Raw genomic sequence first — 25,523 nt, forward strand, 5'->3', positions numbered from 1 at the left:
CACTGGTTGAATGGACAAGGGCACCTGCTGGCGTGCTTGCAAGTCCGGGTTTCACCTTTCCTTCGAATGTACCTGCATCACCAGTTGGCGTGCTTGCAAGTCCGGGTTTTAACTTTCCGCCGGCTCTACATGCACAATGACCTCATATACTTCACAATCGCGGATCAGTGAATTCTCCACTTTTGTGGAAATGTCATGGGCATGGCGCAAATCAAGAGACGGATCAACGCCGATGACAAGATCAATGACCGTATTGTTTCCGTACTGCCGCGCTTTAATATCCTTCACACTTTGGACGCCGGCTACGCTTAGTACTTTCGCTTTATAATTTTCCAGCTCCGACTCATCAAATCCGTCTGTTAAAAGATGGGAAGTATCACGGAAAATTTCCCAGGCGGTTTTGCAAATCAATAAGCCGACAACAATCGCAGCCGCCGGATCAAGCCACGGAAGATGGAACTGCGAACCGATGATGCCGATGCTCGCGCCGATACTCACCCAGGCATCGGACAAATTATCCATCGCGCTTGCCCGCACCGCCTGGCTATTGATGCGCTTTGATAATCGTTTATTGTACAAATAGACAAAAAACATGACGGCGGCACAAAGGAATCCGGTCCATGCCGCAGCCATATCCGGGGATTCGGATTTTCCATGTATGATCGAGACAATGGCATCATAGAGCACCTGGATGCCGACCGCCACCATAATGAGAGAAGCAACCATGGAGGCGACGTTTTCCGCTTTCCAGTGCCCGTAAGGATGATCGCGGTCCGCCGGTTTCCGGGAGAGGCGGAGCCCGATCAGGACGGCGATCGAAGACAGGATGTCCGTAATATTGTTCAGCCCGTCTGCCTTCAGGGCGTTTGAATCCGTATAGAAGGCAATCACTAGTTTCAGCACCGACAGGCTTAAATAGGCCGCCATGCTGATCATAATGCCGTACTCGCCTAATTTTAAATTTTGGTATTTTTCTTCATTCATTGCTTTCACTTCCATTTGGTTTCCTTCTCTATCATAACAATGAAGTGCAGGGTGGGTCTACAGCAACGTTTTTTCCGGCCGCTATAAAAGTTAGATGCGGGAAAATCCGCCTTCTCATGCATTAAGGTCTGGGATTTCAACAAATTTATGCTAATATGGAAATAGAAAATTTTTTACAGGAGGCCAACATGAGCACTGATTGGAAAACTTCTTATGAAAAATGGAACCGCTTTGCAGAGCTGGATGCCGCATTAAAAGCAGAACTATCCGGCGTAAGCGGGGATGAAAAAAATCTGGAAGACCGCTTTTATAAAAACCTTGAGTTCGGAACGGGCGGTATGCGCGGGGAACTGGGCGCCGGCACGAACCGCATGAATATTTATACAGTCCGGAAAGCATCAGAAGGGCTGGCAAACTTCATTCTCGACCAGGGGGAAGAAGCTATAAACCGTGGGGTCGCGATCGCCTACGATTCAAGGCGCAAATCGCCGGAGTTTGCCCTTGAAACCGCAAAAACGCTCGGCAAGCACGGGATCAAAGCCTATTTATTTGATTCCCTCCATCCGACGCCGCTTTTGTCATTTGCGGTCCGGTACTTGAACGCTTATGCCGGCGTTGTCATTACAGCGAGCCATAACCCGAAAGAATACAACGGCTACAAAGTTTACGGGCCGGATGGCGGGCAAATGCCGCCAAAAGAAGCGGACGAACTGACAGGCTATGTGAACCGTGTCGAAAATGAGCTGCTTGTCGAAGTCGGCGAAGAAAAGGATCTGATCGAAAAAGGCTTGCTCGTTTATATCGGCGAAAATGTAGACAAAGCTTACCAGGACCAGCTCATCAAACTCCGCCAAAACAAGGAAGTGATCAGCTCGGTTGCAGATTCTTTCAAAATCGTCTACACGCCGCTGCACGGGACAGGCAATCTCCCGGTCCGCCGCGGCCTTGAAAATTTCGGTTTTCAAAACGTCACCGTTGTAAAAGAACAGGAGCTGCCGGATTCCGAGTTCTCAACAGTAAAATCGCCAAATCCGGAAGAACATGCCGCTTTTGAACTTGCCATCCGCTACGGCGAAGAAATCGGCGCGGACATTTTGCTTGGCACGGATCCGGACACTGACCGCCTCGGCGTTGCCGTAAAAAACCATGAAGGAAAATACGAGGTTTTAACCGGCAACCAGACAGGCGCATTACTGCTCCATTATCTTTTAACACAAAAACAAAAGCAAGGGACTCTGCCGGAAAACGGTATTGTCATCAAAACGATTGTAACGTCTGAAATCGGCCGCGATATTGCCCGGTCTTTCGGCATCCCGACCATCGACACTTTGACCGGTTTTAAATTCATCGGTGAAAAAATCAAAGAGTTTGAAAAAACCGGTGCCCATACTTTCTTATTTGGGTATGAAGAAAGCTACGGTTATTTAATCGGCGATTTTGTGCGCGATAAAGATGCGGTGCAGTCGGCGGTCCTTGCTGCTGAAGTGGCCGCTTACTATAAGTCGATGGGAAAAACATTGTATGAAGGCCTGCTCGACATTTTCGAACAGTACGGCTACTATAAGGAATCCTTAACATCGCTCACTTTGAAAGGAAAAGAAGGATCGGAAAAAATCGCCGGCATCCTTGCCAACTTCCGTGCCCATCCGTTAACAGAAGTGGCGGGCATCCCGGTATCCGCCCGCGAGGATTATCAATCACAAGTGCGGACCAACGCGAAAACGGGAGAAACGTCAAAAATTGAACTGCCAAAGTCCAATGTACTGAAATTTTTCCTTGAAGACGGTTCATGGTTCTGCATGCGCCCGTCCGGAACAGAACCGAAAGTGAAGTTCTACTTTGGCGTGAAAGCGGGCAGTCTCGCGGAGAGCGAACAACGGAACAAACGCCTAAGCGATGAAGTGATGAATCTCGTAAACCGTATGCTTTAATTGTATTCATAGGGTGCCCCGGGCGGATCTGACGTCCGGGGCGTTTTTTCGCCGTGCGGCAGATTGATGCAGAACACCATAATCGGCTCCCTCACAACAAAGGACAAGGCTCATTTTCAGCGCCCCGGCCATCTCTCAGGAACCGCCTGTATTGGTGCCGCCCTGCCATGTACGCCGGATCTTCTTTCCCGCTTCTATGCAGGTTCAGTACGATTTTCCCTTTCTGCAAAAACAGGCATCATTTGCAGAAACTTTGCGAAAAAATGAGCCTGATTTTTCTTTACTTTAAAAATAAGGCATGGTATATTCTGGGCAGATGCACATTTTCGGCCGGGACGTATCTGTTTGATTCAACAGAGTCCGGCCAACCGGTCCGGTTTGCGGACTGTCACCAATTTTTCGAAAAAGGTAACCGGCACAGCAGAGCCATATGCGAAAATCACGGTGAAAGCCAGCAAAACAACGATCGGAACCGGCAAGGCCGGTAAAAACGGGGAATTTGCGGCCAAGATACAACCGCAAAGCATCGGCAGAAAACTGTATGTCTATGCAACCGATGCAGCGCGCCATACAGGAAAGGCCGCAGCCACAACCGTAAAACCGCCGGCACCGTCCGCACAGGGCGTTAAAGCAGGCGCAACGAAAGTGACCGGAACTGCACTTAGCGGGTCCAAAGTCTATGTCAAAACCGGAAAAACGGCAATCGGCCATGCTGTTGCCGGAAAAAATGGCAGGTTCACCGTGAAAATCAAAAAGCAAAAGGCAGGCGCAAAATTGTCGTTGTATGCTGTTAAAAACGGCATTTGGAGCGACGCTAAAACGATTACGGTACAAAAATAGGAGAGCGGATCACCCCATTCAAAACGATATCGCTTTTCAAAAGGAGCATAACGTTTCAGGGCCAAAAAGGCCGGGAGCCGTCCCGGTTTTTTTGCTTATGATAAAGGGCAAATGCCATGCTTTTTTCTTCCGCGGAAACGGCTGAAAAGGGCGGCTTCTTTTTTTGTCCGTTGGAAGAAAAACGCCCAAAAAGGATGCAACATTTTTCTTACTCATGTAAAATGGAAAGAGCGAATAGGAGGCTTTGCCATTGCTCATGAAGAAAAAACAAAGCGCGCTGGTGCTTGCAGGTCTCTGCATCCTGTTTATGGCTGCCATGTTTCTTTTCTCCAACCAGCCCTATAAGGAACAGGACATGCGGCCGGAACTGGAAAAGCTGGTACACCTCGATGCAAACACATTGCCGAAAATCGAATTTTATTACGGGGGTGCGCTTGTCACGTCAACGCTGCCGTATGATTTTATTGAATTCTGGATCCGGAAATCCTGCCATGTGGCGGAATATGCCGTCTGTACTTTGCTGATCCTTCTAACTTTGCGCACGGTTTTGGTTCCTGTCCGTTTTGCAGTTCCGGCCGGCTTTCTGGCAAGTTTTCTCTATGCCAATCTTGACGAATGGCATCAAAGTTTTGTCAGCGGCAGAACAGGGCATTTTATAGATGTCATCACTTTTGACAGCTTCGGAATCATGATTGGCGTCTGTCTGTTTTTATGGTTTACGCGAAGGAAAAAATCCCGATAATGCTTAACGAACGGCATTTGTTTCTTTATAATAATCGTATTGAATATACAACAGGGAGTTCTAATCTATGAGCATATCTGTCAGATTTAAAAACGTTTCGAAAAAGTATAAAATGTACCGGAGCAATTCGGAAAAAATTCTCGACATCATTTTGCCGGGCGGTTACGGGGATGATTTTTACGCCCTGCAGAATATTTCTTTTGAGGCGAGCAACGGGGATGTCATCGGCGTGATCGGCGTTAACGGCGCCGGCAAATCAACCTTGTCCAATCTGATTACCGGCATTATTCCGCCCACAACCGGAACGATTGAATTAAACGGCGAAACATCGCTGATTGCCATCAACTCCGGCTTAAACAATGAATTGTCAGGCCTTGAAAATATTGAACTGAAATGCCTGATGCTTGGGTTCACAAAAAAGCAGATTAAGGAGCTAACCCCGCAAATTATTGAATTTGCGGATATCGGGCAGTTCATTGATCAGCCTGTTAAAAAATATTCAAGCGGGATGAAGTCACGGCTCGGATTTGCCATCTCGGTCAACGTTGACCCTGATATTCTTGTCATTGACGAGGCGTTATCAGTCGGCGACCAGACATTTGCCGATAAATGTTTTGAGAAGATGAATGAATTCAAGGATGCGGGCAAAACGATCTTTTTCATCAGCCACTCGATGGGCCAGGTAAAGAAATTTTGCGAGAAAGCGATGTGGCTGGAAGCAGGGGAAATTAAGCAATACGGCGCGATCGATGATGTCCTGCCAAATTACGAAAAGTTCCTGAAAGAATTCAAATCATGGCCAAAAGACAAACAGAAAAACTTCAAACAGATGATTCTCGAAAAACGGAGCAAAGAAAGAAAAGAAAAAGTGGCAGAATAAGGAGGCGGCTGCCCGGAATGCTTGTTGCGTGCCGGGCAGCCGCTTTTTGCTTACCGGGATTTTCGCTGGAAAACCGGGAGTGAACGGCTGAAGAACGATTCCAGCCAGGCAAACTGTTTTTCGCAAAAAATAGATATAAAAATTGACAGCGCTTACTTTTTAGCGGTATAGTGAAAATGTGTACATACTCACAATGGGAGGGAATCATAATGGCCAGCTTAGAAAATAAAATTGCAATTGTCACAGGCGGCGCTTCCGGGATCGGGCTTGCAACCGCAAAAGCTTTTACGGAAAAAGGGGCGAAAGTGGTCATTTCCGATTACAACGAAGAAAGCGGCAAAGCGGTTGAAAAGGAACTTAAAGAAAAAGGAGCGGATGTATGCTTTATTCGTGCCGATGCATCTGATGAACAGTCCGTCGCCGATCTTATCGCAGAAACCGTCAACCGGTACGGCAGAGTGGATATTATGGTGAATAATGCCGGCATTGGCGTCATGGCTACAACCCATGAACTGAGCTTTGAAGACTATCAAAAGGTTATTTCCGTCAATCAAAACGGTGTATTTTTCGGTTCGAAATATGCCATCCGTGAAATGTTGAAAACAGGCGGTGGCTGTATTGTCAATACATCCTCTATTTTAGGGTACGTCGGCGAACCGGGTGCTTTTGCCTACAATGCAAGCAAAGGTGCCGTCAACCTGATGACAAAGTCGCTGGCCCTTGAATATGCATCAAAAGGCATTCGCGTGAATGCGGTGAACCCGGGGTATGTTGAAACCGGCATGGTGAATAAGGAAGCACTCGGCGATTTTTATGACGGCCTTGTCGCAAGGCATCCGATCGGCCGGCTCGGGCGTGCGGATGAAATCGCCCATGCCATCGTATTCCTCAGTGAAAATCAATTTGTAACCGGCATTGCCCTGCTCGTGGACGGCGGTTATACAGCGCAATAAGTGCGGCATAACCAGCGCCAAAAGGCATCCATCCGGTCCGGGTTGATACCGGTTGATGCGTTCAAGCCATAAACCGGCCCTCGGGAAGAATCGCCGATTTGGCCGTATTTGCAAATGCGTCTGTCCGGACAAGCCATAAAAAAACCTGCATCCGCTAAAAGGATGCAGGTTTTTTTGGTTAAAAGTGCATAACCCAGATGGTTCCGTAAACAACGACGATCGCAATGATGATGCTGTAGATCATATTGCTGACATTGATCTTTCCGTTTTCGCCTTCTTTGACGTGCATGAACATAAATAATTGCACGCCAGCCTGGAGGAAGGCAAACAATCCGATTGTCCAGATGGTCGCCGTTTTAGAAAGGTTGGTATACAAAGCAACATACAGTGCCACAAGGGTCAATACGATTGAAAGCAGAAAACCGATGACATGGCCGATCGGATATTTTGAATGATGCTCCATTATTTCATCAACCCTCCTAAATAAACGAAAGTGAAGATAAAGATCCAGACAACATCAAGGAAGTGCCAGTAAATACTTACAACGAAAAATTTGCGTGCCGTCATCGGCGTTAAACCGCGGCGGATCAGTTGTATAATAATCGATATTCCCCATAAAATCCCGAGGGAAACGTGGCATCCGTGCGTTCCGAGCAATACATAGAATGCGGAAAGGAATGCGCTTGTCGGCAGTGTTGCCCCATCATGAACGTACGTGACAAATTCATTGATTTCAAAGCCGACGAAAGTTAAACCGAGAAGAAGGGTAACGATAAACCAGCCGAGCATCGCGCCTTTATTCCGGTTGCGCATATTGAAGACGGCAATTCCGCATGTAAAACTGCTTGTCAAAAGGACAAAGGTTTCAATCAGGACACCTTTGAGCTCAAAGATGTCCTGCTGAACAGGCCCGCCTGCTGTTTGGTGCTGGAGTGTAAAATACGTTGCAAACAGCGTTGCAAACAAAGTGATTTCAGCCGCCAGGAAAACCCAGAAACCGAAAATGGTTAAACGGTCCTGATTGCGCTGGTATTCGAGGGGCAATGATGTATCCAAATGTTCGTCGCTCATCGTTTTACACCTCCTGCTCTTGTATTTTCTGTGCGAATGATTTCTTCTACACTGATATAGTGCCCTTTATCCGGGTCAAACGATCTCCACGCAAGGCAGCCGAGCATCATCAAACCGCCGAGAATGGCGAGCCACCACCAGGACCAGACAAGGCCGAAACCTGCAAGGCCCATCGATACAGCGGAGAAAAATGGCATTGCCGAGTTATTTGGCATATGGATCGGTTTGTACTCTTCATCCCGGTAAATCGGTGTGCCGTTTTCTTTGTATTCTGCGAACGCATCAAGTGTAGAGACAACCGGCTGTTTCGCAAAGTTATATTCCGGAACCGGTGTAGGGGTTGCCCAATCTAATGTGCGGCCATCCCAAGGATCACCGGTCGTGTCGCGAACGCCATGTTTAATGCTGTAAACAATGTTCCAAGCCAGGACGAGGAACCCAATCCCCATGATATAGGCACCTACTGTAGAGGCGAAGTTCCAACCTGTCCAGCCAAGTCCTGCTTCATAAGTGTACATCCGGCGCGCCATTCCGTCGAGGCCGACAAAGAATTGCGGCAGGAAGCAAAGGTTAAAGCCGACCATCCACAACCAGAACGTAATTTTGCCCAGTTTTTCATTCAGCATATAGCCGAACATTTTCGGATACCAGTAGTGGAGCCCTGCGAAACATGCATAGGCGACTGCCGGAATCAATGTATAGTGGAAGTGGGCAATCAGGAAATATGAATTGTGATATTGATAGTCTGCTGCTGCCATGGAAAGCATAACACCCGTAACCCCGCCGATCAAAAATGTCGGGATAAAGGCAAGCGACCATAGCATAGGCGTTGTTGTTCTAATTTTCCCTTTATGCAATGTAAAGATTTCGTTAAATAATTTGACACCCGTTGGTATCGCGATAATCATCGTTGAGATCGAGAAGAACGAGTTTACGACTGCTGTGTTCCCCATTGTAAAGAAGTGGTGAACCCATGTGAAATAACTGAAGAATGCGATACCAGCCATCGCAACGACCATGGAGGCATATCCAAACAATCGTTTACCCGAGAATGTAGCGATAATGTCCGCGTAAATCCCAAGAGATGGCAGCAACACAATGTACACTTCCGGGTGGCCCCAGATCCAGAACAAGTTTGCCCATAACATCGGGCTGCCGCCTGAACCCATGGTAAAGAAGTGCGCACCAAAAGTACGGTCAAACGTTACTTCTGCCAAAGCCACTGTCAAAACAGGGAAAGCAAAAAGCACGATGATAAAAGTAATCAAAGTAGACCATACGAACATCGGCATTTTCATTAATGTCATGCCTGGCGCCCGCATTTTCAAAATCGTGACAATGAAGTTCACGGCCGTAGCCAGTGTCCCGATCCCGGAAAGCTGCAGACCCAATGCATAGTAGTTGTTTCCGACACCTTTTGTAAATTCCGTTCCTGCAAGCGGGAAGTAGTTCGTCCAGCCGGCAGTAGGGGAGCCCCCGATAATGAATGAAATGTTAAAGAGGCACATCCCTGCAACCATTGCCCAGAAGCTGAATGCGTTCAAAAGCGGGAAGGCAACATCGCGTGCCCCGATTTGAAGCGGAACAGCAACGTTAATCAGGCCGAACAAAAACGGCATCGCCATAAATAAGATCATGACAACCCCGTGGGTCGTAAAGATCCCGTCGTAATGGTTTGCATCAAGCAGATGCTGGTTCGGCAGTGCAAGCTGTGTTCTCATCATTAAAGCATCGACACCGCCGCGGAATAACATTAAAACCGCAACGATAATGTACATAATCCCGATTTTTTTATGGTCAACGGTTGTCAGCCATTCTTTCCATAACCATTTCCATTTCTTGAAATAGGTTAGAGAAAAGATCACAGCGGCCGCGCCAAGTGCCATACCAACTTCGGCGGCATATATGGCCGGTTCACCGGTGACGAAAAAATCACTAAGTTTCACACTGTTTTCCTCCTATTCCAATGATTATTTTCCGCTCATATCCATACCGGACATATCGTGGTGATGGTGGTGATTTTGTTTCTCACCTTTTTCCGATTCTTCATAATAGCTTTTTTGTTCATCCGGTTTATCCCATTTTAGATGGGTCCCGGTGTAAGTCTGTCTTCCTACGAGGCCTTCTTTTTTAATCAGTTTTTCATAATCCGATTTTTTCATTTGAGGCGCTCTGCTTTTGACTTCCTTCACCCACGCATTAAAATCTTTCGGCGTTTGGGCCAACACATCGAAGTCCATCTTTGCAAAGCCTTCCCCGTTGAAGTTTGCGTTTCTTCCTGTATATTCGCCAGGGTGATCTGCAGCCAGAATCAGTCTCATCGTCATGTTCGGCATCGTGTATTTCTGTCCGCCAAGTTCAGGAATCCAGAAAGAAGCCATCGTACCAGATGAGGTCAATTCAAAATTGATTGGCCGCCCAGCCGGAATGTTTACATAGTTAACCGTTTCAATTCCCTGTTCCGGATAACTGAAAATCCATTTCCATTCCGATGACGTGACATAAACTGTTAAAGGCTTTTCGTTTTTCATCGATTTTGGTGTTTCTTCCACCGAATAGTTTGCTTTAACGGTTGGAATGGCAATGGCAATAATCAACAGCACCGGGATGGCGGTCCATACCGTTTCCAGTACTTTATGGCCGTGGATTTGCGGCGGTTTATAATCAGCCGGCAGACGCGACGCCCTGTATTTGATCACCATATAAAGATACAACCCAAGGACAACGACGAATACAAAGGCCATCAAGATGGATGAGTAAACAATCAAATGATATTGTTCCCGCGCCATTGGACCTTGTGGGTCGAGCACTGCAATTTTGGTGTCACATCCGCCGAGCAAAAAGAGCGATGTGAGGGACAAAAGCAGCACCAATTTCCAAGGTAGTTTCCTCAACACATTTTTTCTCTCCTTCCGGTTTGGTAAAATAGTGTACAAATAAAAGCAAATGAAAAAAAGGTGGTACTTTTATTTTTTCACCTTTATTATGGTGCTAACCTATTTTACAATAAAATAATATAGATTGTATTGTCATTTCCCCTTATAGTACCATGTTTCATAAAAATTTCATAAAAAGTTCATATATTTTTCATAGATTTGTCAAATACTGGTATTATCCAGAAATAATTTACAACTTTGTGAAGGAATAAGGAATTTAATATTTTGGAAAAGATTTCAAAACCATTCTGGGAGGAAAAGTGTTTTTAACGTATAATGTTAAGGGAAACAGAAAGGGGTTTTACGGATGATAAAAGCTGTCATTTTCGATTTCGACGGGCTAATTATGGATACGGAATCGGAACATTATGATGTGCTGTGTGAAATTTTTCGCGGCTACGATTGCGAGATGCCGCTTGAGCTGTGGGGAAAGGGGATTGGCACGCATTCTGGTTTTAAACCGTTTAAATATCTTGAAGAGCAGATCAAAAAGCCGCTTGATACAGAAAAACTGGATCACAAGCTGGAGGAAATGTTTTTAAAACGGCTCGAAAAAGGTGCGGCCCGCGAAGGCGTGGAAGACTATTTAAAGTCGGCCAGGCAGCTCGGGCTTAAAGTCGGGCTGGCTTCAAGCTCTGACAGGAAATGGCTGCACCGCTATTTGCGCCAGCTTGGCCTGCTTGCGTATTTTGACTGCATCAAATCTTCCGATGACGTGGAAAAAGTCAAACCGGACCCTGCTTTGTATTTGAAAGCGGCTGGCTGTCTCGGCGTGGAACCGGAACAATGCCTCGTCTTCGAAGATTCGCCAAATGGGTCGCTTGCGGCAAAACGCGCCGGTATGGCATGCGTGGTCGTCCCAAACCGGGTAACAAAAGACCTCAAGTTCGGCGAGATTGACCACCGCCTCGGGTCAATGGCGGAAACGCCGCTTGAAGAGGTGATCCGGTTTATTGAGAGCCGTTGACAAAACAACCCGCTTCTGCATGCTGAAGCGGGTTGTTGTTTCCAATATTCCTTAGTCACCAGACAGGTTTTCTTCCAGCATCTGCGTGACTTTTTCTTTTTCAATGTCTGACACCGATAAATAATAGATCCCGTCAAAGTTGGTGTCTGTGCCTTTTACTTCATACTGGGTAATTTTTTTGGCGGCATTCCGGTAGTTTTTCTCTATCGTCAGCATGTCATTAAACGTCATATTTGTTTTGACATTGTCGCCAAGCGTATCAAGAATACTGCTATATTTTGTCACCGAAGAAATGCTGGTTGCTTTCTGAATCAGCGCCTCGATCACTTTCCGCTGCCGTTTATTGCGGCCGAAATCCCCTTCCGGATCAAGATGGCGCATTCTGACATAACCGAGTGCCTGGGCTCCGTTCAAATGAATTTCCCCTTTTTTGTAATGGTACCCTTTTTTATAGTACCCTTCGTCATGCCAGTCAATCGTGTTGTTGACGGTAATGCCACCAACCGCGTTAACCAGTTTTTTCAGGGCCTGCATGTTGATTTTTACATAATAATCCATTTGGATACCGGTAAAGTTCTCAACTGTCTTTAAAGCCATATCGGTTCCACCATATGCATACGCAGCATTGATTTTGTCATATGTGCCGCGTCCGGCGATCAGCGTCCTTGTATCCCGCGGGATGCTGACCAGCTGTGTCGTGCCTTTTTTCGGATTAATGGTCATCACAATGATGGCATCGGAACGGCCGCTGTCATTTGCACGTTCATCCACACCAAGCAGCAAAACGGAAATCGGCTGCCCGTTCTGGCTTGAGATGCTTTCATTTGAAGTGCCTGCCAGCGATTCATGCATTTTATTAGCCGCAGCTTTTGCCGAGTGATAAACATAATAGGCATAACCGCCACAGGCGATGACCAGGATCCCAATTAAGCTTAAAAAAGACATCAGGATTTTTTTCTTCATCGATGGCCCTCACTTTTTCGTCATATAATTGGATATTATAACATGATTCGCTACGCTTGAATATCCTTTTTGTCGATTCCCATCATATACCGGCAGTATCGGGCTGACGGTGCGGCCTGTTTTTCAATCCTCGCAATTTGAAACGAAAACATTAAGAAAAATTTAAGTTTGCCCCATCATAATGAAGCCCAGAAAGTAGAATAGATGGTTCCTGTAAAAATTGGAAAACAGGAAAGGAGAACATAAAGATGAAGAAGTGGATCATTATAGTTATTTTGATTGTTGTGGTCATCGGGGGAGGGTCGCTTTTCTATGTAAAGAGCAGGGCAAAACGGAAGGATATTCTTGTCCAGGTTTTGATCGAAGCGGTCGTATTGAGTGCATTAGGCGGTCTGCTCGGCGTAGGGGTCGGGTTTGCCGCTATCAAAATTTACGCGCTTTTTGCTAGCACGGGCGCCACCCAGTCGCTTCCGGTTACTGCTCTTTCGTTCGGCTTTTCGCTCATTGTCGGTGTCGTCTTCGGCGTTTTCCCGGCAAATAAAGCGTCAAAACTGAATCCGATTCAGGCTTTACGGTACGAATAATAGTCGGAAGACACTTATAACTTCCTTGCCAAAGCTAGAAATTCTGATATTTCAGCAAGCCCTATGTTAAGGAAGCGTGGAAAAATGACGTTGTTTTCTGTACATAGAGGCTATCTACGTTAAGGAAATGCGAAAAAAATCGCTGTTTCTTAACATAGAGGGCGTCTATGTGAAGAAAGCGGTGAAAATTGCAGGCCTTTCTTAACGAAGAGCCCGTCTACGAGTCAAGTCCAGGTTATTGTGTAAATTTATGGGCAAATGTTTTCAACCACCCCTTCATTTTTTCGGCTTAACTTCCATGGATTTTTTTCTTCATCTCCGGGAAGGGATGTCAAATGCCTTTCAATTTGACATCCCTTCCCGGAGATGAAATCATCCATGATGGAAGTTAAGCTGAAAATGCTGCTAACTATTCTTTCCCATAAGTGACTTCCTCTTCGAGTATTCTGTATCTTGATACTGCATTAAAACGGCACCAACCAAACGAAAAGCAGATTGGGTATTAGGAAAAATGCGAATGACCCTTTCCCTTCTACGAACCTCTTGGTTAAGCCGCTCGAGGGAATTAGTACTCCGTATGTGCATACGAATATTCTCAGGAAAGTTCATGTATTGGATAGTATCTTCAAAACCTTCATCTAAAATGGCCAGGGCTTTTTCAAATCTTGCTTCTGTACCAAATTTGTTTATTAATTCATCTTTAAACTTGCGTATGTCCTCAATCGTAACGGCCTCAAACACGCGCTTAATCATCACCCGGATTTCTGCAGTATCTTTTTTGGGCAGTTTTTCAATGATATTGCGTTTAAAATGAACATTGCACCTTTGCCAAGCAGTGCCAATGAATTCCCGTTGTATTGCTTTCTGAAGGCCCATGTGAGCATCGGAAATAACGAGTTTTGGTGATTGGAGTCCACGTGATTTAAGTTGTTTAAAAAATGAACTCCAACTCTCCAAACTTTCTGCATGGTCAACGCTTAAACCCAGTATTTCACGTGTATTCTTCTCTGTAATGGCAGTCGCAATATAAACAGCCTTTGATATGACCTTATGGTGCTCCCGTACTTTTATATACATGGCGTCCACAAACACATAAGGGTAGTAGGTTGTATTCAACGGTCTCTCGGCCCAAGCATTCACAATGGGATCCAGTTTTTGCGTAAGGGAAGAGACAAACGACTTGGATACATTCTTACCGCAAAGCTGTTCTACGACATTTGTGACCTTACGGGTAGAGACGCCATTGATGACCATCTCCAACATAGAAAGGACGAAAGCTTGGTCACATCTGGCATACTTTTCAAATAAGGTAGTTGAGAATTCGCCATTACGTGTCCGGGGAACTTTTAATGTAACATTGCCGATGCTCATCAACAGCTCGCGTTCATAGTAACCGTTCCGGTAATCCCGGCGTTCAACAGCGCGTTCATAAGGGCTCGTTTTTAAATAGTCATCCCTTTCCTTTTCCATAAACTCGTTTAACACGAGGACAACCGCTGATTTAATTACCGCGTCAAGATCGGAAGTCATGATGGCTTCTTTTAAAACATCCAAATTTAAGTTAAACTGTAAGTGAGTCATTTTATCTCCTCTTTTCATTAGTTTATCGTCGTTGAAAACAGTGTTGCCAAGAGTTGATAAAATGACTCCTTCTTTTTACACAATTATACGGACTTAATCCGTCTACGTTAAGGAAGCGAGCAAAAACGAGGCTCTTCCTTCACATAGGGCGCGTCTACGTTAAGGAAGCGTGGAAAAACGAAGACCTTCCTTCACATAGAGCCCGTCTACGTTAAGAAAGCAAGCGAAAAGGAAGGCCTTTCTTAACATAGAGGGCGTCTACGTTAAGAAAGTGCGAAAAAAAGACGATCTTCCTTCACGTAGAGCCCGTCTACGTTAAGGAAGCGCGAAAAAAAGACGGCCTTCCTTCACATAGGGCGCGTCTATGTTAAGGAAGCAAGCAAAAACGAGGTTCTTCCTTCACATAGAGGGCGTCTACGTTAAGGAAGCGGTGAAAATTGCAGGCCTTTCTTCACGTAGAGCCCGTCTACGTTAAGAAAGCGAGCAAAAAAGACGGCCTTCCTTCACATAGAGGGCGTCTACGTTAAGAAAGCGCGAAAAAAAGACGATCTTTCTTCACGTAGAACCCGTCTACGTGAAGGAAGCAAGCGAAAAGGAAGACCTTCCTTAACATAGAGCCCTTCTACGTTAAGAAAGCACGCAAAAACGGGGTTCCTCCTTAACATAAGGCGTGTCCATGTTAAGAAAGCCCGAAAAAAAGACAGCCTTTCTTCACTAGGGCGCGTTTCAAGTGCAAGCTTTTCTTTGGATTGTTCTAACACCCTTGCATTACATTTTTGCCAAAGCTGTCAGCATCCTTGCCAGATCTAGATATTTGGCTTATTCGGCAAGCCCTAAGTAGGCCGCTCTTTTAACTTGCTTTAATTTTCTAGGCTTATTTCACAACCCACTCATCCTTAGGCCCGTCCAGCTCCATTTTTTGTAATTCCAGCCTCATCTTTTCTGTTTCCAGCAGGAAGTTTTCGTTTTTCAGTTTTTCAAGCTCCAGTTCTTTCTCCAAAACTTGTACTCTTATTTTTTCGCGCGACTTAAAAAAATTCGTTACAATTGCGACAATCGGCACAGAAAAAATTAAAATGACTGAAATCAATCCGATAAAGTCATCCATTAGCACACCCCCGGCATATTCTTAAAGCCATTATACAATAAGTTCTGCATTTTTTTACAATTTCCGTTAAAAAGGAGGGGACAAGTTTCCCCATAGCATGGGCTGCCCTTTACCATGCGGAAAAGTTTTTTGCCCCCAAAAAGTAGCGTACAAAAAAACCTGCCTTGATTCAAGACAGGTTTTTTTGCTATCAGCCTGTATTCCGGAGCCCTGCGGCGATGCCGTTGATTGTAAGCAGGACCTCCATCAGCAGGTGCCGGGCTTTTTCATCTTTGTTTTCGCGTTCACGCAGTTGCGAAATAAGGTAGACTTGGAACAGGTTCAGCGGGTCAACGTACGGGTTGCGGAGACGCACCGATTCTTTAATGTTTGGCGTGTAATCCAGCAATTCTTTTTGGTCCGCAATCTTTAAAACCATTTCCTTCGTTAGTTCGTATTCCGCTTTGATCAGGCCGAAAATCCGGCCGGCAACTTCAGGATCTTTCACCAGCCTCGTATATTCTTCAGCCGTGGAAAGCTCCGCCTTGATCAATGCCATTTGCAGGTTATTGATCGTTGCGTGGAAGAACGGCCATGATGCATACATTTCCTGGAGCAACTTGAAATTGCCGGTTTCTTCCACATATTTGCTCAGACCTGTTCCGGCTGCATACCAGGCGGGGAGGAGCTGGCGGCTTTGCGTCCAGGAAAATACCCACGGAATGGCGCGCAAGTCTTCGAAACGGGCGCTCCCTTTCCGGCTCATCGGGCGGGAGCCGATGTTGAGTTCACCGATCTCATTTAAAGGCGTTGCCTGTTTGAAATAAGACAGGAAGTCAGGGTCGCGGAAGACGAGTTCCTGATATTTTTCAAGCGCATATTCGGAAATTTTATCCATTGCCCTGACAGCTTCTTCGTTTGGCGTTTTGCCATTTTTCTCGTTCTGTTTTTGTTCCGTGATGGCACACATCATTGTAGATGTCGCCTGCTCAAGGCTTCGGTAAGCAATGTCGCGCAGCAAATAGCGCGATGACAGCACCTCACCCTGCTCGGTGATTTTCACGCCGTCGCCAAGTGTAACTGGCGGCTGGGACAAAAGGCTTGAATAAAGCGGGCCGCCGCCACGCCCGAGCGAACCGCCGCGCCCGTGGAAAAATTTCAGCTTGATGCCGTATTTGGCGCCCATTTCGTGTATTTCTTTCTGTGCTTTGTACAGCTGCCAGTTCGCTGTCATCGTGCCGCCGTCTTTGCTACCGTCGGAATAGCCGAGCATGACTTCCTGCAGATTGCCTCGCACCTTTAAATGGTTCCGGTAAATGGGCATTTGGAAAAGGGTTTCGAGCATTTTCGCGCCGTTCCGCAAGTCCGCGATCGTTTCCAGAAGCGGGGCGATATGGATCTCGCTTAAAATATCCCCGCTCGGGTAGACGCGGTACAGGCCGGCTTCTTTCGCGAGCACGAGCACTTCCAGCACGTCGCTGACCGAGTGTGCCATGCTGATCAAATATACCTGGATGGACCGTTCGCCAAATGTTTGGTGGGCGCGTTTGATCATCCGGAATGTATTGATGACTTCCTGCGTTTCCGGCGTAAAAGTATCATAGATTGAAATCATCGGCCGCGGGTCGTTTAGAGCCTTCAGGAGCACCGCGACTTTTTCATCTTCGGACAGATTTTTATAGTCCTTCGCAATATTGACGTTATAAAGCACCTCGGCAAGGGCCGATTCATGCTCGCCGCTATGGTTGCGGATATCGAGTGATGCCAGGTGGAAACCGAACAACTCGACCTGGCGGATGACTTTGCGGAGCAATTTAATCGGATGCCCGGCCGGATGGTGCTGGTTCACGCTGTCCCGGATCATATACAGATCGGCAAGGAGCTCCTTTGCGGATTGGTAGCCGCCATTGTTTTTTCCCACACATTCCAGTTTATGGATCATAATCGTCAGCTTTCTGCGGTAAATTTCATCTTTTGTCGGCCATAATTTTGCAGCCGGCATTGTATTTTCTTCGCTTTCCACAGACGCAAGCAGGGCATGGCTGGCGCTTATTTTTTTGGAAGAATGGCTGAGGAGCTCCCGGAGTGTTGTAAGCGACTTTTTATATTTTTCCAATACGAGTTCACGTTGCATTTCGAGCGTTTTCCAGGTGATGTCCGCGGTCACGTTCGGGTTTCCGTCCCGGTCGCCGCCGATCCACGAGCCAAAATGAAGATAGGAAGGGACTTTAAATCGCTGTCCGTACGATTCGTGCAGATAGTCTTCCAAGTCTTCGTGTATGCGCGGCAGCACGTCGAACAGGACATTGTCGAAATAGTAAAGCCCGTTTTTCACTTCGTCGAGAACGGACGGTTTTTTCTCGCGGATTTCGGAACTTTGCCATAAAATGGTAATCTCATTCAAAATCGTTTCTTCAATGACTTTTTTCTCGTAACGGGTGTTTGCATATTCGAGCGCTTTTAAAAGATCTGCAATGCGTTTGTGGATTTGCAGAATGGTCCGCCTTGTTGCTTCTGTCGGGTGTGCCGTGATAATCAGTTCAAGCGATAAGCTGTTCAGCAGTTCTGCAACCATTTCAGCCGGCACTTTTTCTTTCCGCAGCGTTTCGATGCCATCTTCAAGTGAACGCGGTTGAACCTGGTCTGTATCTTCCGATTGGTACTCCCGCCGGCGCTTAATCCTAAAATTTTGCTCGGTAATATTAAATAATTGCAGATAGGTAGAGAAGGCGCGGATGACTTCCTGGCGTTCTGGCGGATTCAGATCTGTAATTTCTTTTTTTAATTGAAGGTAGAAAGCCTCATCGCCTGTTTCCCTCGCTTTTTGTGCCAGGGAGCGAATATTTTGGATCGTTTTGAGCAATGCTTCGCCGCCTTCAAATAGGATCACTTTATCCAGCAGCCCGGCGAGAAAATCCATGTCTGCCTGCAGTGCCATCCGGGGTGCTTTCTTTTCATCAATTTGATGCAAGGATAATCGCTCCTTTCATTTGGTAGAAAAATGCACAAAGAAAATGATACTTATTATTATACTTGTAAAATGAAAAAAGTCTAATACTTTATAAAATTAAAAAACAGCAAAGGAACATTCCCTACATAGAAGGATAAATTAAGGATAAAATGCGAACAATTAAAAGTCAACGGTAAATATCATTCGTGTTTTTTGCGGGGCAAGTACCGGGGATGGGAAGAAAAGAATTGGCGGTGAAACCGTTTTTTTCTTCTTTAATAATAAATTAAGAAATCGTTGTTAGAGTACAAATAAAGCAGCCGGTATGAAGAGAAAAGGAGATGCTTTCTTTGAAAAAAGTGCATTTATATGAAATTGATTTTATGTGAGGCTTTATTATGCTCGGCGTACTGGCTGTCCACATCACGTCCATTTATGATGCGCAATTGAATGACTGGACAGTTGCGTTTTTGTCGATGTCTGCCGTCCACGCTTCCATGCATGTGATGCGGATTTTTTTTAAGCGGGCAGATTCTGCGTTTTTGGAGGACAGAGCAGGCATTCAGTCATTTGGGTGGGATCAGCCATTCATTTCTCTGCCCGGGTCAATTTGTGAAAGTGCGCACAAAAGGGAATACCGTTTACATATCTGACCTTTTCAAATAAAATCATTTGTGAAAAATGTAAACGGATAATAACGGAAAAACCGTCATTTTCCTTCATGCAGGCAGGTGAATTTTCAAATTTTCGCCATAAAATATGTGAATCTGATCACAAAAATAGTGGTATACTTACCCATGTGGAAGAAAAGAAAATGAACGGAACGATCAATTTCAGTCATAAAAGAGCATGCCGTCCATCTCTTTCACAAACCGTATGGCAGCATTTGCTGCAAAAGTTTAATCGTCCTGCTTTAAAGGAAAAGCAGTATGGAATCCATTAGGAGTTGGCACAATATCCATAGACTGGATAGGGGCCCGCCATGCCGGGCTTGCAAAACTGCTTTCATACAGTGGATATATTTTTTACTTTTGATGGGAAGGAAGATTATACATGAAAAAGGTCAATCGTATTGCAGTGGTTGGAACGGGTGCAGTTGGTACAAGTTACTGCTACGCCATGATTAATCAGGGTGTTGCAGAAGAGCTTGTTTTAATCGATATTAACGAAGCAAAAGCAGAAGGGGAAGCCATGGACCTGAACCACGGCCTGCCATTTGCGCCTACGCCGACCCGCGTTTGGAAAGGCGATTATTCCGATTGCGGCACTGCCGATCTTGTTGTCATTACGGCAGGTTCCCCGCAAAAACCGGGCGAAACAAGGCTTGATCTTGTTGCCAAAAACGCAAAAATTTTTAAAGGCATGATTAAGAGCATCATGGACAGCGGCTTTAACGGGATTTTTCTTGTTGCCAGCAACCCGGTTGACATTTTGACATATGTAACTTGGAAAGAGTCCGGCCTGCCGAAAGAACATGTTATCGGTTCGGGCACAGTGCTTGACTCCGCGCGTCTCCGCAACTCTTTGAGCGCCCACTTCGGAATTGACCCGCGCAATGTCCATGCCGCAATTATCGGCGAACACGGCGACACGGAACTTCCGGTTTGGAGCCATACAACGATCGGTTATGACACCATTGAAAGCTATCTGCAAAAGGGAACCATTGACCAAAAAACATTAGATGATATTTTTGTCAACACGAGAGATGCGGCTTACCATATCATTGAACGAAAAGGGGCCACATTTTACGGCATCGGGATGTCTCTGACCCGGATCACAAGAGCGATCCTGAACAATGAAAACAGTGTTTTGACAGTCTCTGCCTTTTTGGAAGGCCAGTACGGAAACAGCGATGTGTACATTGGTGTTCCTGCCGTTATTAACCGCCAAGGCGTCCGTGAAGTGGTTGAAATCGAGCTGAACGACAAAGAACAGGAACAATTTAGCCATTCTGTTAAAGTATTAAAAGAAACGATGGCACCTGTATTGTAAGCATGTGTCGGCTGGGCTTCATGGGAGGCCCGGCTTTTTCTTTGAAAAAAATCCCGGCGCCTGCCTGAAAAAGGACTGCCGAAAAAGTTCACGTTTGTTCCGTGCCCCCGCTCCTAAATTTATGCTATACAAGTTGAACTAAAGATTCCTACTCTCTATGTATTCCCGGAAGCCATGATGATCATTGATTTTGACGCGAACAATTGAAATTCACTTTAATAAAATGACCAAAATATCGCAGCTCTGTTGCCTCCTTCATGCAAATTGGTGCTCGGGCTTGATGTAAAAACTTAAGTTCATTTTATACGGGACCCCATAGGTGGATATAAAAAAGCAGCCTTGAATCGGTTCAAGGCTGCTTTTTCTTAATTCAATATGATCACTTTGACTGTACGGCGCCCCCATGCGATGGAAGCTTTTTTGTTCGGCATCAGGACATCGATGATATGGCCCTTAATGGCACCACCGGTATCGGCTGCGATGGCAACCCCGTATCCTTCAACCCAGACTTTGCTGCCGAGCGGAATGACCGACGGATCGACAGCGATCAATTTCATGTTCGGGTTTTTCTTAATGTTATATCCTGTAGCAGTAATGTCCGACTTCGTATCTTCATGGTTATAAGATGTTGCCGTCACATAAAAGGATTTGCCTTGTGGCGTACTGTGGCTGGCAGATGCGGCGGGTTTGGTTCCGGCCGTTTTCCCGGCACTGGCTTCCGCTGGCTTTTTCGCTTGTGCTTCTGCGTTTTTTTCTGCTTGCGCTTCTGCTGCTTTTTCGGCTTCAGCATCGCGTGCTTGTTTTGCGAGGGCTTCTTCCCTTGCTTTTGCAGCCGCCTGCTGTGCCTTTATTTCTTTTTGCAGGTTGCTGATTTTTGTATTCAAGTCGGTTTGTTTTTGTTCCGCTTGTGACAACTCATTTTGAATGCTGTCATACTTCGATTTTAGTCCCGACAATGCCTTTTCCTTTTCTTTTAAATCTGTTTGCAGTTTTGCTTGGCTGCTTTTTAAGTTTGCCTGCTCCTGTTCGAGCACTTTTTCCTGGTCTGCAATGGCTTTTTTATCGGCTTCAATTTTCGCAAGGTCTGCTTTTTGCTGATCCAAAAGGCTTGTATCAGCGTTCAGCAGGGTCGCGACTGCACTGACCCGGTTGATCAGGTCGCCAATGCTTTCCGCGTTTAAAATCGTTTCAATCACATAGTCGTATTGGTTGTTTTTTTGCATGGCAACGAGGCGTTTTTTAATCACGCCTTCCCGTGCAGAAACTTGGTCCTCCAGCTTTACAATTTCCTCTTTTTTCTTTTCGATAGAATCTTTTGCTGACTGGATTTTCGCTTCGGTTGCTGCGATATTATCTTTATTTTTTTGAATGGACGATTGCAATGTATTCCAGTCTTTTTGCAAATTCTCCATTTTGCTTTCGACGGCTTTTTTCTCCGATTCTTTCTTTTGGATGGTTTGCGTATTTTCATCCAATTTTTTCTGTAAGGAACCTTGATCTGTTTCTGCATAGGCATTTAGTTGTGCCGTGCCAACGAATATGGCAAACGCCATAACTGCAATTCGCCTTTTTAAGTGCATAAGACAACTCCCTTCTCCGTACTCTTGTTATAACACAAATAGGTAGAAAGGAAGATTACAATACGATTAAATTCATATTACGAGAATGAAAACGGACTCAAATCATGTGAAAAAGGGAAAAGATAGATTTGGGTGCTTTTTCGGCTGATGGTGGGCAGTTATTAGACTTCTGCCTCCGTCAGCAGAAACGGGCGTATGAAAAGCAGCAAAAAGAAATAAAGCGGGTACAGCGGCAGATCACTGTGCTCAAGCAATGGTCGGATAAAGCATATCGAGAAGTGGGAAAAAGTGATAACATAAAAGAATTCGAGGGGGTAAAGGCAAAGAAAATAGATAAAAAGAAGCAGGGATCAGCTTCTTTTTCAATTCAGACAGGATGGGAAGGAATATTCTGTGCCTTTGTGCCGGTCAAGGATTCTTTTGATGTTTAAGAAGTCCAAAAGTAGTGCTGAGCTTTTCGATTTTCATTCATGTATAGCCGCGCCGTTTTGGTATGATGATAAAAGCAGCTTTGTATGAAGAGAGGAATTTCTAATGGAAATGGTGGAAAAAGCAATTGAATTTGCGGCAAAAGCACATGAAGGCCAATACCGGAAAGCGTCCGACCTGCCGTATATTGTGCATCCGTATGCGGTTGCCATGATGCTTTTAAAAGAAGGCTGCCGCAAAGAAGTGGTCGCAGCAGCGCTTCTCCATGATACGGTTGAAGATACTGCGGTGACAAACGAGGAGATAAAAGCCGAGTTTGGAAGCAATGTTGCCCGGATTGTTGAAGCCTGCACTGAACCGCCTAAAAATGTGCGGTGGGAGGAACGGAAGCAGCATACCATCGAGCGATTAAAAACGGCAGAAGAGGAAATTTGTATGCTCATATGCGCAGATAAACTCCATAACTTGAAAACGATACACGAAGAATTGCGAAAAAGCGGGGAAAGCGTGTGGAATGCGTTCAGCCGTGGAAAAGAAAAACAGGAATGGTACTATAGAAAGATTGCAGAAACTATTGCGTTGCACCATTCTTTTCCTTTACTGGAGCAGCTGCAGTCGGAAATAAAGCAGGTTTTCGGCGTTATCCGGACATGAATAAGTGCAGGGCAAGACATTGCCGGTGAAATAACGGACTTGTTGCTTGAAAAACTGCGAATATGGGCACCGGCCTTCATTCATCATATTAACGTTACCTGTGCGAAAACGGAGACGCACAGGCTTTTTTGCGTGTACATGACAGCTCAAGCGGTTGGAAAACATAAAGATACAACAACACTTGGAGGCTGCCAATGAAAAAGGTATGGAAGATTTATGCAACTGATTTGAAAAAAATGACAACAAACTGGGCAGCAAGCCTGATCATTGCCGCCTTGATCATTCTTCCATCATTGTATGCCTGGTTTAACATCAAGGCATCCTGGGACCCATACGGCCACACAAAAGGAATTGCGGTAGCCGTTGTGAATTTGGACCGGGGGACAGCGATCAACGGAAAAAAAGTACACGCCGGGAATGAAGTTATAAAAAAGTTGAAACAAAATAAAGCGCTCGGCTGGAGGTTTGTGCAGGAGAAGGAAGCCGCACGCGGCGTAAAGACCGGAGAATATTATGCGAGCCTGACCATCCCGGAAAATTTTTCGGAAAAACTGGCTTCCATCCTGGGTGATAAGCCGGAGAAACCGGTCATTACTTATACCGTTAATGAAAAAATCAATGCGATTGCGCCTAAAATAACAGGGTCGGGTGCGTCTGCCATTACACAGCAAATTAGTGCGCAATTTGTAAAAACCGTTAGCAAAGCGATTTTTACAATGTTTAATCAAATCGGCATTGAACTTGAAAGGGATTTGCCGGATATTGAAAATTTTAAAGCATGGGTTTTTAGATTGGAGGGAGACATTCCGGAGCTTAACCGGATCATCAGGACGGCAGATCGGGATATTACGAAAGCAGACGCAGTAAGAAAACAGGCAGAAGGCGCGATGCCCGATGTCCTGCTGCTTGCAAAACACGGCAAAACCGTCTCAGGGGACATGTCCCGCTTTTTTGGAAACACTGGAAGTTTGCTTGAGCAGACGGATACCGTGATCAAAACCGGACTGGAAGCACTGAATGCCGCCCCTGCTGTCTCGAACCAGGTGAGTATGCTGGCGGACAAAACGAAAATTGCAGAAACAGCGCCAAAAAATACGATGATCTTGCAAAATAGCAAACAGATCTCTGACGCGTTCAGTGATTTGCTCCGAACCGCTGCTGAAGAAACCGGTTCGGAGCATCTTAAGCGTATGGCAGCCCGGTTTACTGCACTCAGCCAATCCTTTCAAAAACAGAAGGACCTAAACGGGAAAATTCTCCAACAGGCCCATAACGGGTTGCTGCCGGAAGCATTGCAGGCAGATCTAAAGCAAGAAGCCGGCCGTGCCGGGGTCATTGCAGGCAGCCTGATTGGAAACGATGGTGCCAACATCGCCGCGGATTTAAAAACATTTGTGGCGCAAGCCGGGCAGGACAGTGCAAAAGCAAATAAACTGTTTCAGAAATTGGAAGGCAGCCTGCCGGATATCCAGGCGATTCTCCGCGATACGAAAACTGGGCTTGCAATCGGGAAGGCAAAATTGAAAACGGCTGAAACGGAACTGCCGGCTGCTGAGAGAAAAATCAGGGAACTGGCTGATAAAATCCGGTCGTTTGAAAAACAGGGCAATATAGATCAGTGGATTCAATTGCTGAAGAACGATGCACAGGAAGAAAGCGGATTTTTAAAGCAGCCGGTATCGCTGAAAGAAAAAGTGCTATACCCTATCAAAAATTACGGTGCGGGTATGGCTCCGTTTTATACGGTCCTGTCTTTTTGGGTGGGGGCAATGTTATTGGTATCCCTGCTGTCGGTTGAACACCATCATGGCGGCGCATATGCCAGCTGGCAAGTCTATTTCGGCAAACTGCTGCTGTTTTTAACGATTGCGCTTTTCCAGTCGGCGATTACGGCGGCGGGTGATCTTTTTATTTTGCATGTGGATGTGCAAGAAAAAGCCTGGTTTATTTTGTTCGGTATCGGTATTGGCGCTGTTTTTAATGTGATGGTCTATACACTCGTTTCTGTTTTTGGCAATGCGGGAAAAGCACTTGGTATTGTCCTGCTTGTCCTGCAAATTTCCGGGTCAGGCGGCACTTTTCCAATCCAGATGGAACCGTCTTTCTTTCAACATATCCATCCGCTTTTGCCATTTACTTATGGGATTGGCTTAATGCGTGAAGCGGTTGGCGGGATGCTGATGGAAGCAGTGATCACAGATATCGTTTATCTGGCAGGATTTCTGGCAGTTGCGCTTATTTTCGGGACTGCAGCCAAGAAACTGCTCAGCTGCATGACCGAACGTTTTGCAAGAAAAGGGAAAGAAAGCGGGTTGTTCGAATAAACCATATGAAAAAAGCAGAATAGACAAGAAAAATGAAAAGAGACATGAAAAGTGAAGTTGGCTTATAATAAGAAA

The 25,523-nt window shown here is 45.8% G+C and carries 22 protein-coding genes; 12 read left to right on the forward strand and 10 right to left on the reverse strand.

What is annotated here, in order from left to right; translation table 11 throughout:
- Positions 1-108: 108 nt before the first annotated feature.
- Positions 109-999, reverse strand: coding sequence for a cation diffusion facilitator family transporter (locus OF158_RS03595; RefSeq protein ID WP_035182398.1), 891 nt, complete (start codon positions 997-999; stop codon positions 109-111).
- A 173-nt stretch (positions 1,000-1,172) separates the two neighbouring features.
- Between OF158_RS03595 and OF158_RS03600 the strand changes: the two genes are divergently transcribed.
- The 5 genes from OF158_RS03600 to OF158_RS03620 all read left to right on the forward strand — a co-directional run bounded on the left by OF158_RS03600 (position 1,173) and on the right by OF158_RS03620 (position 6,330).
- Entirely contained in the window at positions 1,173-2,915 is a 1,743-nt protein-coding gene (locus OF158_RS03600) for a phospho-sugar mutase (RefSeq protein ID WP_035182396.1), read from the forward strand.
- A 345-nt stretch (positions 2,916-3,260) separates the two neighbouring features.
- On the forward strand, positions 3,261-3,755 hold the full coding sequence (locus OF158_RS03605; protein ID WP_035182393.1) for an Ig-like domain-containing protein: 495 nt from the start codon (positions 3,261-3,263) through the stop codon (positions 3,753-3,755).
- A gap of 256 nt (positions 3,756-4,011) precedes the next feature.
- Complete coding sequence (locus tag OF158_RS03610; RefSeq protein ID WP_035182391.1) at positions 4,012-4,497, forward strand: VanZ family protein; 486 nt, start codon at positions 4,012-4,014, stop codon at positions 4,495-4,497.
- Positions 4,498-4,564: 67 nt separating this feature from the next.
- Positions 4,565-5,377 carry a teichoic acids export ABC transporter ATP-binding subunit TagH gene (gene tagH, locus OF158_RS03615; protein WP_017552234.1) on the forward strand — a complete coding sequence of 271 codons (813 nt, stop codon included), beginning with the start codon at positions 4,565-4,567 and terminating at the stop codon, positions 5,375-5,377.
- A 209-nt stretch (positions 5,378-5,586) separates the two neighbouring features.
- Positions 5,587-6,330, forward strand: coding sequence for an SDR family NAD(P)-dependent oxidoreductase (locus OF158_RS03620; protein ID WP_035182387.1), 744 nt, complete (start codon positions 5,587-5,589; stop codon positions 6,328-6,330).
- A 178-nt stretch (positions 6,331-6,508) separates the two neighbouring features.
- Here the strand turns inward: OF158_RS03620 and qoxD are convergent, their stop codons facing one another.
- The 4 genes from qoxD to qoxA are packed head-to-tail and all read right to left on the reverse strand — an operon-like array spanning position 6,509 to position 10,298.
- A complete protein-coding gene (qoxD, locus tag OF158_RS03625) occupies positions 6,509-6,793 on the reverse strand; it encodes a cytochrome aa3 quinol oxidase subunit IV (RefSeq protein ID WP_264302952.1) in 285 nt (94 codons plus the stop codon).
- Entirely contained in the window at positions 6,793-7,401 is a 609-nt protein-coding gene (qoxC, locus tag OF158_RS03630; protein WP_017553873.1) for a cytochrome aa3 quinol oxidase subunit III, read from the reverse strand. The genes qoxD and qoxC overlap by 1 nt, the downstream gene beginning before the upstream one ends.
- Positions 7,398-9,347 (reverse strand): cytochrome aa3 quinol oxidase subunit I, encoded by a 1,950-nt coding sequence (gene qoxB / locus OF158_RS03635; protein ID WP_035182385.1) that lies wholly within the window; start codon positions 9,345-9,347, stop codon positions 7,398-7,400. Before qoxB ends, qoxC begins: the two co-directional genes overlap by 4 nt.
- A 24-nt stretch (positions 9,348-9,371) precedes the next feature.
- Positions 9,372-10,298: a cytochrome aa3 quinol oxidase subunit II gene (gene qoxA / locus OF158_RS03640; RefSeq protein WP_014096031.1), complete on the reverse strand. Its 927-nt coding sequence runs from the start codon at positions 10,296-10,298 to the stop codon at positions 9,372-9,374.
- A 346-nt stretch (positions 10,299-10,644) separates the two neighbouring features.
- Here qoxA and OF158_RS03645 point away from each other — a divergent pair, with 346 nt between their 5' ends.
- Positions 10,645-11,304 (forward strand): HAD family hydrolase, encoded by a 660-nt coding sequence (locus OF158_RS03645; RefSeq protein ID WP_026685042.1) that lies wholly within the window; start codon positions 10,645-10,647, stop codon positions 11,302-11,304.
- Positions 11,305-11,355: 51 nt separating this feature from the next.
- On the opposite strand, the gene OF158_RS03650 is transcribed toward OF158_RS03645, so the two are convergent.
- A complete protein-coding gene (locus OF158_RS03650) occupies positions 11,356-12,267 on the reverse strand; it encodes an LCP family glycopolymer transferase (protein WP_035182383.1) in 912 nt (303 codons plus the stop codon).
- 248 nt (positions 12,268-12,515) lie between these two features.
- Here OF158_RS03650 and OF158_RS03655 point away from each other — a divergent pair, with 248 nt between their 5' ends.
- Positions 12,516-12,851, forward strand: coding sequence for an ABC transporter permease (locus OF158_RS03655; protein WP_035182381.1), 336 nt, complete (start codon positions 12,516-12,518; stop codon positions 12,849-12,851).
- Positions 12,852-13,256: 405 nt separating this feature from the next.
- Here OF158_RS03655 and OF158_RS03660 read toward each other — a convergent pair whose 3' ends face one another.
- The 3 genes from OF158_RS03660 to ppc form a co-directional block, all read right to left on the reverse strand.
- Entirely contained in the window at positions 13,257-14,432 is a 1,176-nt protein-coding gene (locus OF158_RS03660) for an IS256 family transposase (protein ID WP_017551449.1), read from the reverse strand.
- An 874-nt stretch (positions 14,433-15,306) separates the two neighbouring features.
- Positions 15,307-15,540: a hypothetical protein gene (locus tag OF158_RS03665; protein WP_026104666.1), complete on the reverse strand. Its 234-nt coding sequence runs from the start codon at positions 15,538-15,540 to the stop codon at positions 15,307-15,309.
- A gap of 190 nt (positions 15,541-15,730) precedes the next feature.
- Entirely contained in the window at positions 15,731-18,490 is a 2,760-nt protein-coding gene (gene ppc, locus OF158_RS03670) for a phosphoenolpyruvate carboxylase (protein WP_014096022.1), read from the reverse strand.
- Between the two features lie 377 nt (positions 18,491-18,867).
- Here ppc and OF158_RS03675 point away from each other — a divergent pair, with 377 nt between their 5' ends.
- The gene (locus OF158_RS03675) at positions 18,868-19,122 is read left to right on the forward strand and encodes a hypothetical protein (protein ID WP_017551992.1); all 255 of its coding nucleotides are present in this window, start codon (positions 18,868-18,870) and stop codon (positions 19,120-19,122) included.
- A 400-nt stretch (positions 19,123-19,522) separates the two neighbouring features.
- Positions 19,523-20,461 carry an L-lactate dehydrogenase gene (locus OF158_RS03680; RefSeq protein ID WP_014096020.1) on the forward strand — a complete coding sequence of 313 codons (939 nt, stop codon included), beginning with the start codon at positions 19,523-19,525 and terminating at the stop codon, positions 20,459-20,461.
- A 365-nt stretch (positions 20,462-20,826) separates the two neighbouring features.
- Here OF158_RS03680 and OF158_RS03685 read toward each other — a convergent pair whose 3' ends face one another.
- Positions 20,827-22,041, reverse strand: coding sequence for a 3D domain-containing protein (locus tag OF158_RS03685; RefSeq protein ID WP_017551991.1), 1,215 nt, complete (start codon positions 22,039-22,041; stop codon positions 20,827-20,829).
- A 128-nt stretch (positions 22,042-22,169) separates the two neighbouring features.
- Here OF158_RS03685 and OF158_RS03690 point away from each other — a divergent pair, with 128 nt between their 5' ends.
- The 3 genes from OF158_RS03690 to OF158_RS03700 all read left to right on the forward strand — a co-directional run bounded on the left by OF158_RS03690 (position 22,170) and on the right by OF158_RS03700 (position 25,448).
- Entirely contained in the window at positions 22,170-22,472 is a 303-nt protein-coding gene (locus tag OF158_RS03690) for a hypothetical protein (RefSeq protein WP_110139058.1), read from the forward strand.
- A gap of 103 nt (positions 22,473-22,575) precedes the next feature.
- A complete protein-coding gene (locus tag OF158_RS03695; RefSeq protein WP_035182371.1) occupies positions 22,576-23,124 on the forward strand; it encodes an HD domain-containing protein in 549 nt (182 codons plus the stop codon).
- Between the two features lie 194 nt (positions 23,125-23,318).
- Positions 23,319-25,448: a YhgE/Pip domain-containing protein gene (locus OF158_RS03700; protein ID WP_035182369.1), complete on the forward strand. Its 2,130-nt coding sequence runs from the start codon at positions 23,319-23,321 to the stop codon at positions 25,446-25,448.
- Positions 25,449-25,523: the final 75 nt, after the last annotated feature.

This window comes from Weizmannia sp. WK01, assembly GCF_025905465.1.
Lineage (GTDB): Bacteria > Bacillota > Bacilli > Bacillales > Bacillaceae_C > Weizmannia > Weizmannia faecalis.

What these genes read in the sequence shown, in the direction of transcription:
- OF158_RS03595 (WP_035182398.1), bottom strand. Translation starts at nt 999, where the DNA reads ATGGAAGTGAAAGCAATGAATGAAGAAAAATACCAAAATTTAAAATTA.
- OF158_RS03600 (WP_035182396.1), top strand. Translation starts at nt 1,173, where the DNA reads ATGAGCACTGATTGGAAAACTTCTTATGAAAAATGGAACCGCTTTGCA.
- OF158_RS03610 (WP_035182391.1), top strand. Translation starts at nt 4,012, where the DNA reads ATGAAGAAAAAACAAAGCGCGCTGGTGCTTGCAGGTCTCTGCATCCTG.
- tagH (WP_017552234.1), top strand. Translation starts at nt 4,565, where the DNA reads ATGAGCATATCTGTCAGATTTAAAAACGTTTCGAAAAAGTATAAAATG.
- OF158_RS03620 (WP_035182387.1), top strand. Translation starts at nt 5,587, where the DNA reads ATGGCCAGCTTAGAAAATAAAATTGCAATTGTCACAGGCGGCGCTTCC.
- qoxD (WP_264302952.1), bottom strand. Translation starts at nt 6,793, where the DNA reads ATGGAGCATCATTCAAAATATCCGATCGGCCATGTCATCGGTTTTCTG.
- qoxC (WP_017553873.1), bottom strand. Translation starts at nt 7,401, where the DNA reads ATGAGCGACGAACATTTGGATACATCATTGCCCCTCGAATACCAGCGC.
- OF158_RS03645 (WP_026685042.1), top strand. Translation starts at nt 10,645, where the DNA reads ATGATAAAAGCTGTCATTTTCGATTTCGACGGGCTAATTATGGATACG.
- OF158_RS03650 (WP_035182383.1), bottom strand. Translation starts at nt 12,267, where the DNA reads ATGAAGAAAAAAATCCTGATGTCTTTTTTAAGCTTAATTGGGATCCTG.
- OF158_RS03655 (WP_035182381.1), top strand. Translation starts at nt 12,516, where the DNA reads ATGAAGAAGTGGATCATTATAGTTATTTTGATTGTTGTGGTCATCGGG.
- OF158_RS03660 (WP_017551449.1), bottom strand. Translation starts at nt 14,432, where the DNA reads ATGACTCACTTACAGTTTAACTTAAATTTGGATGTTTTAAAAGAAGCC.
- OF158_RS03665 (WP_026104666.1), bottom strand. Translation starts at nt 15,540, where the DNA reads ATGGATGACTTTATCGGATTGATTTCAGTCATTTTAATTTTTTCTGTG.
- OF158_RS03675 (WP_017551992.1), top strand. Translation starts at nt 18,868, where the DNA reads ATGCTCGGCGTACTGGCTGTCCACATCACGTCCATTTATGATGCGCAA.
- OF158_RS03680 (WP_014096020.1), top strand. Translation starts at nt 19,523, where the DNA reads ATGAAAAAGGTCAATCGTATTGCAGTGGTTGGAACGGGTGCAGTTGGT.
- OF158_RS03685 (WP_017551991.1), bottom strand. Translation starts at nt 22,041, where the DNA reads ATGCACTTAAAAAGGCGAATTGCAGTTATGGCGTTTGCCATATTCGTT.
- OF158_RS03695 (WP_035182371.1), top strand. Translation starts at nt 22,576, where the DNA reads ATGGAAATGGTGGAAAAAGCAATTGAATTTGCGGCAAAAGCACATGAA.
- OF158_RS03700 (WP_035182369.1), top strand. Translation starts at nt 23,319, where the DNA reads ATGAAAAAGGTATGGAAGATTTATGCAACTGATTTGAAAAAAATGACA.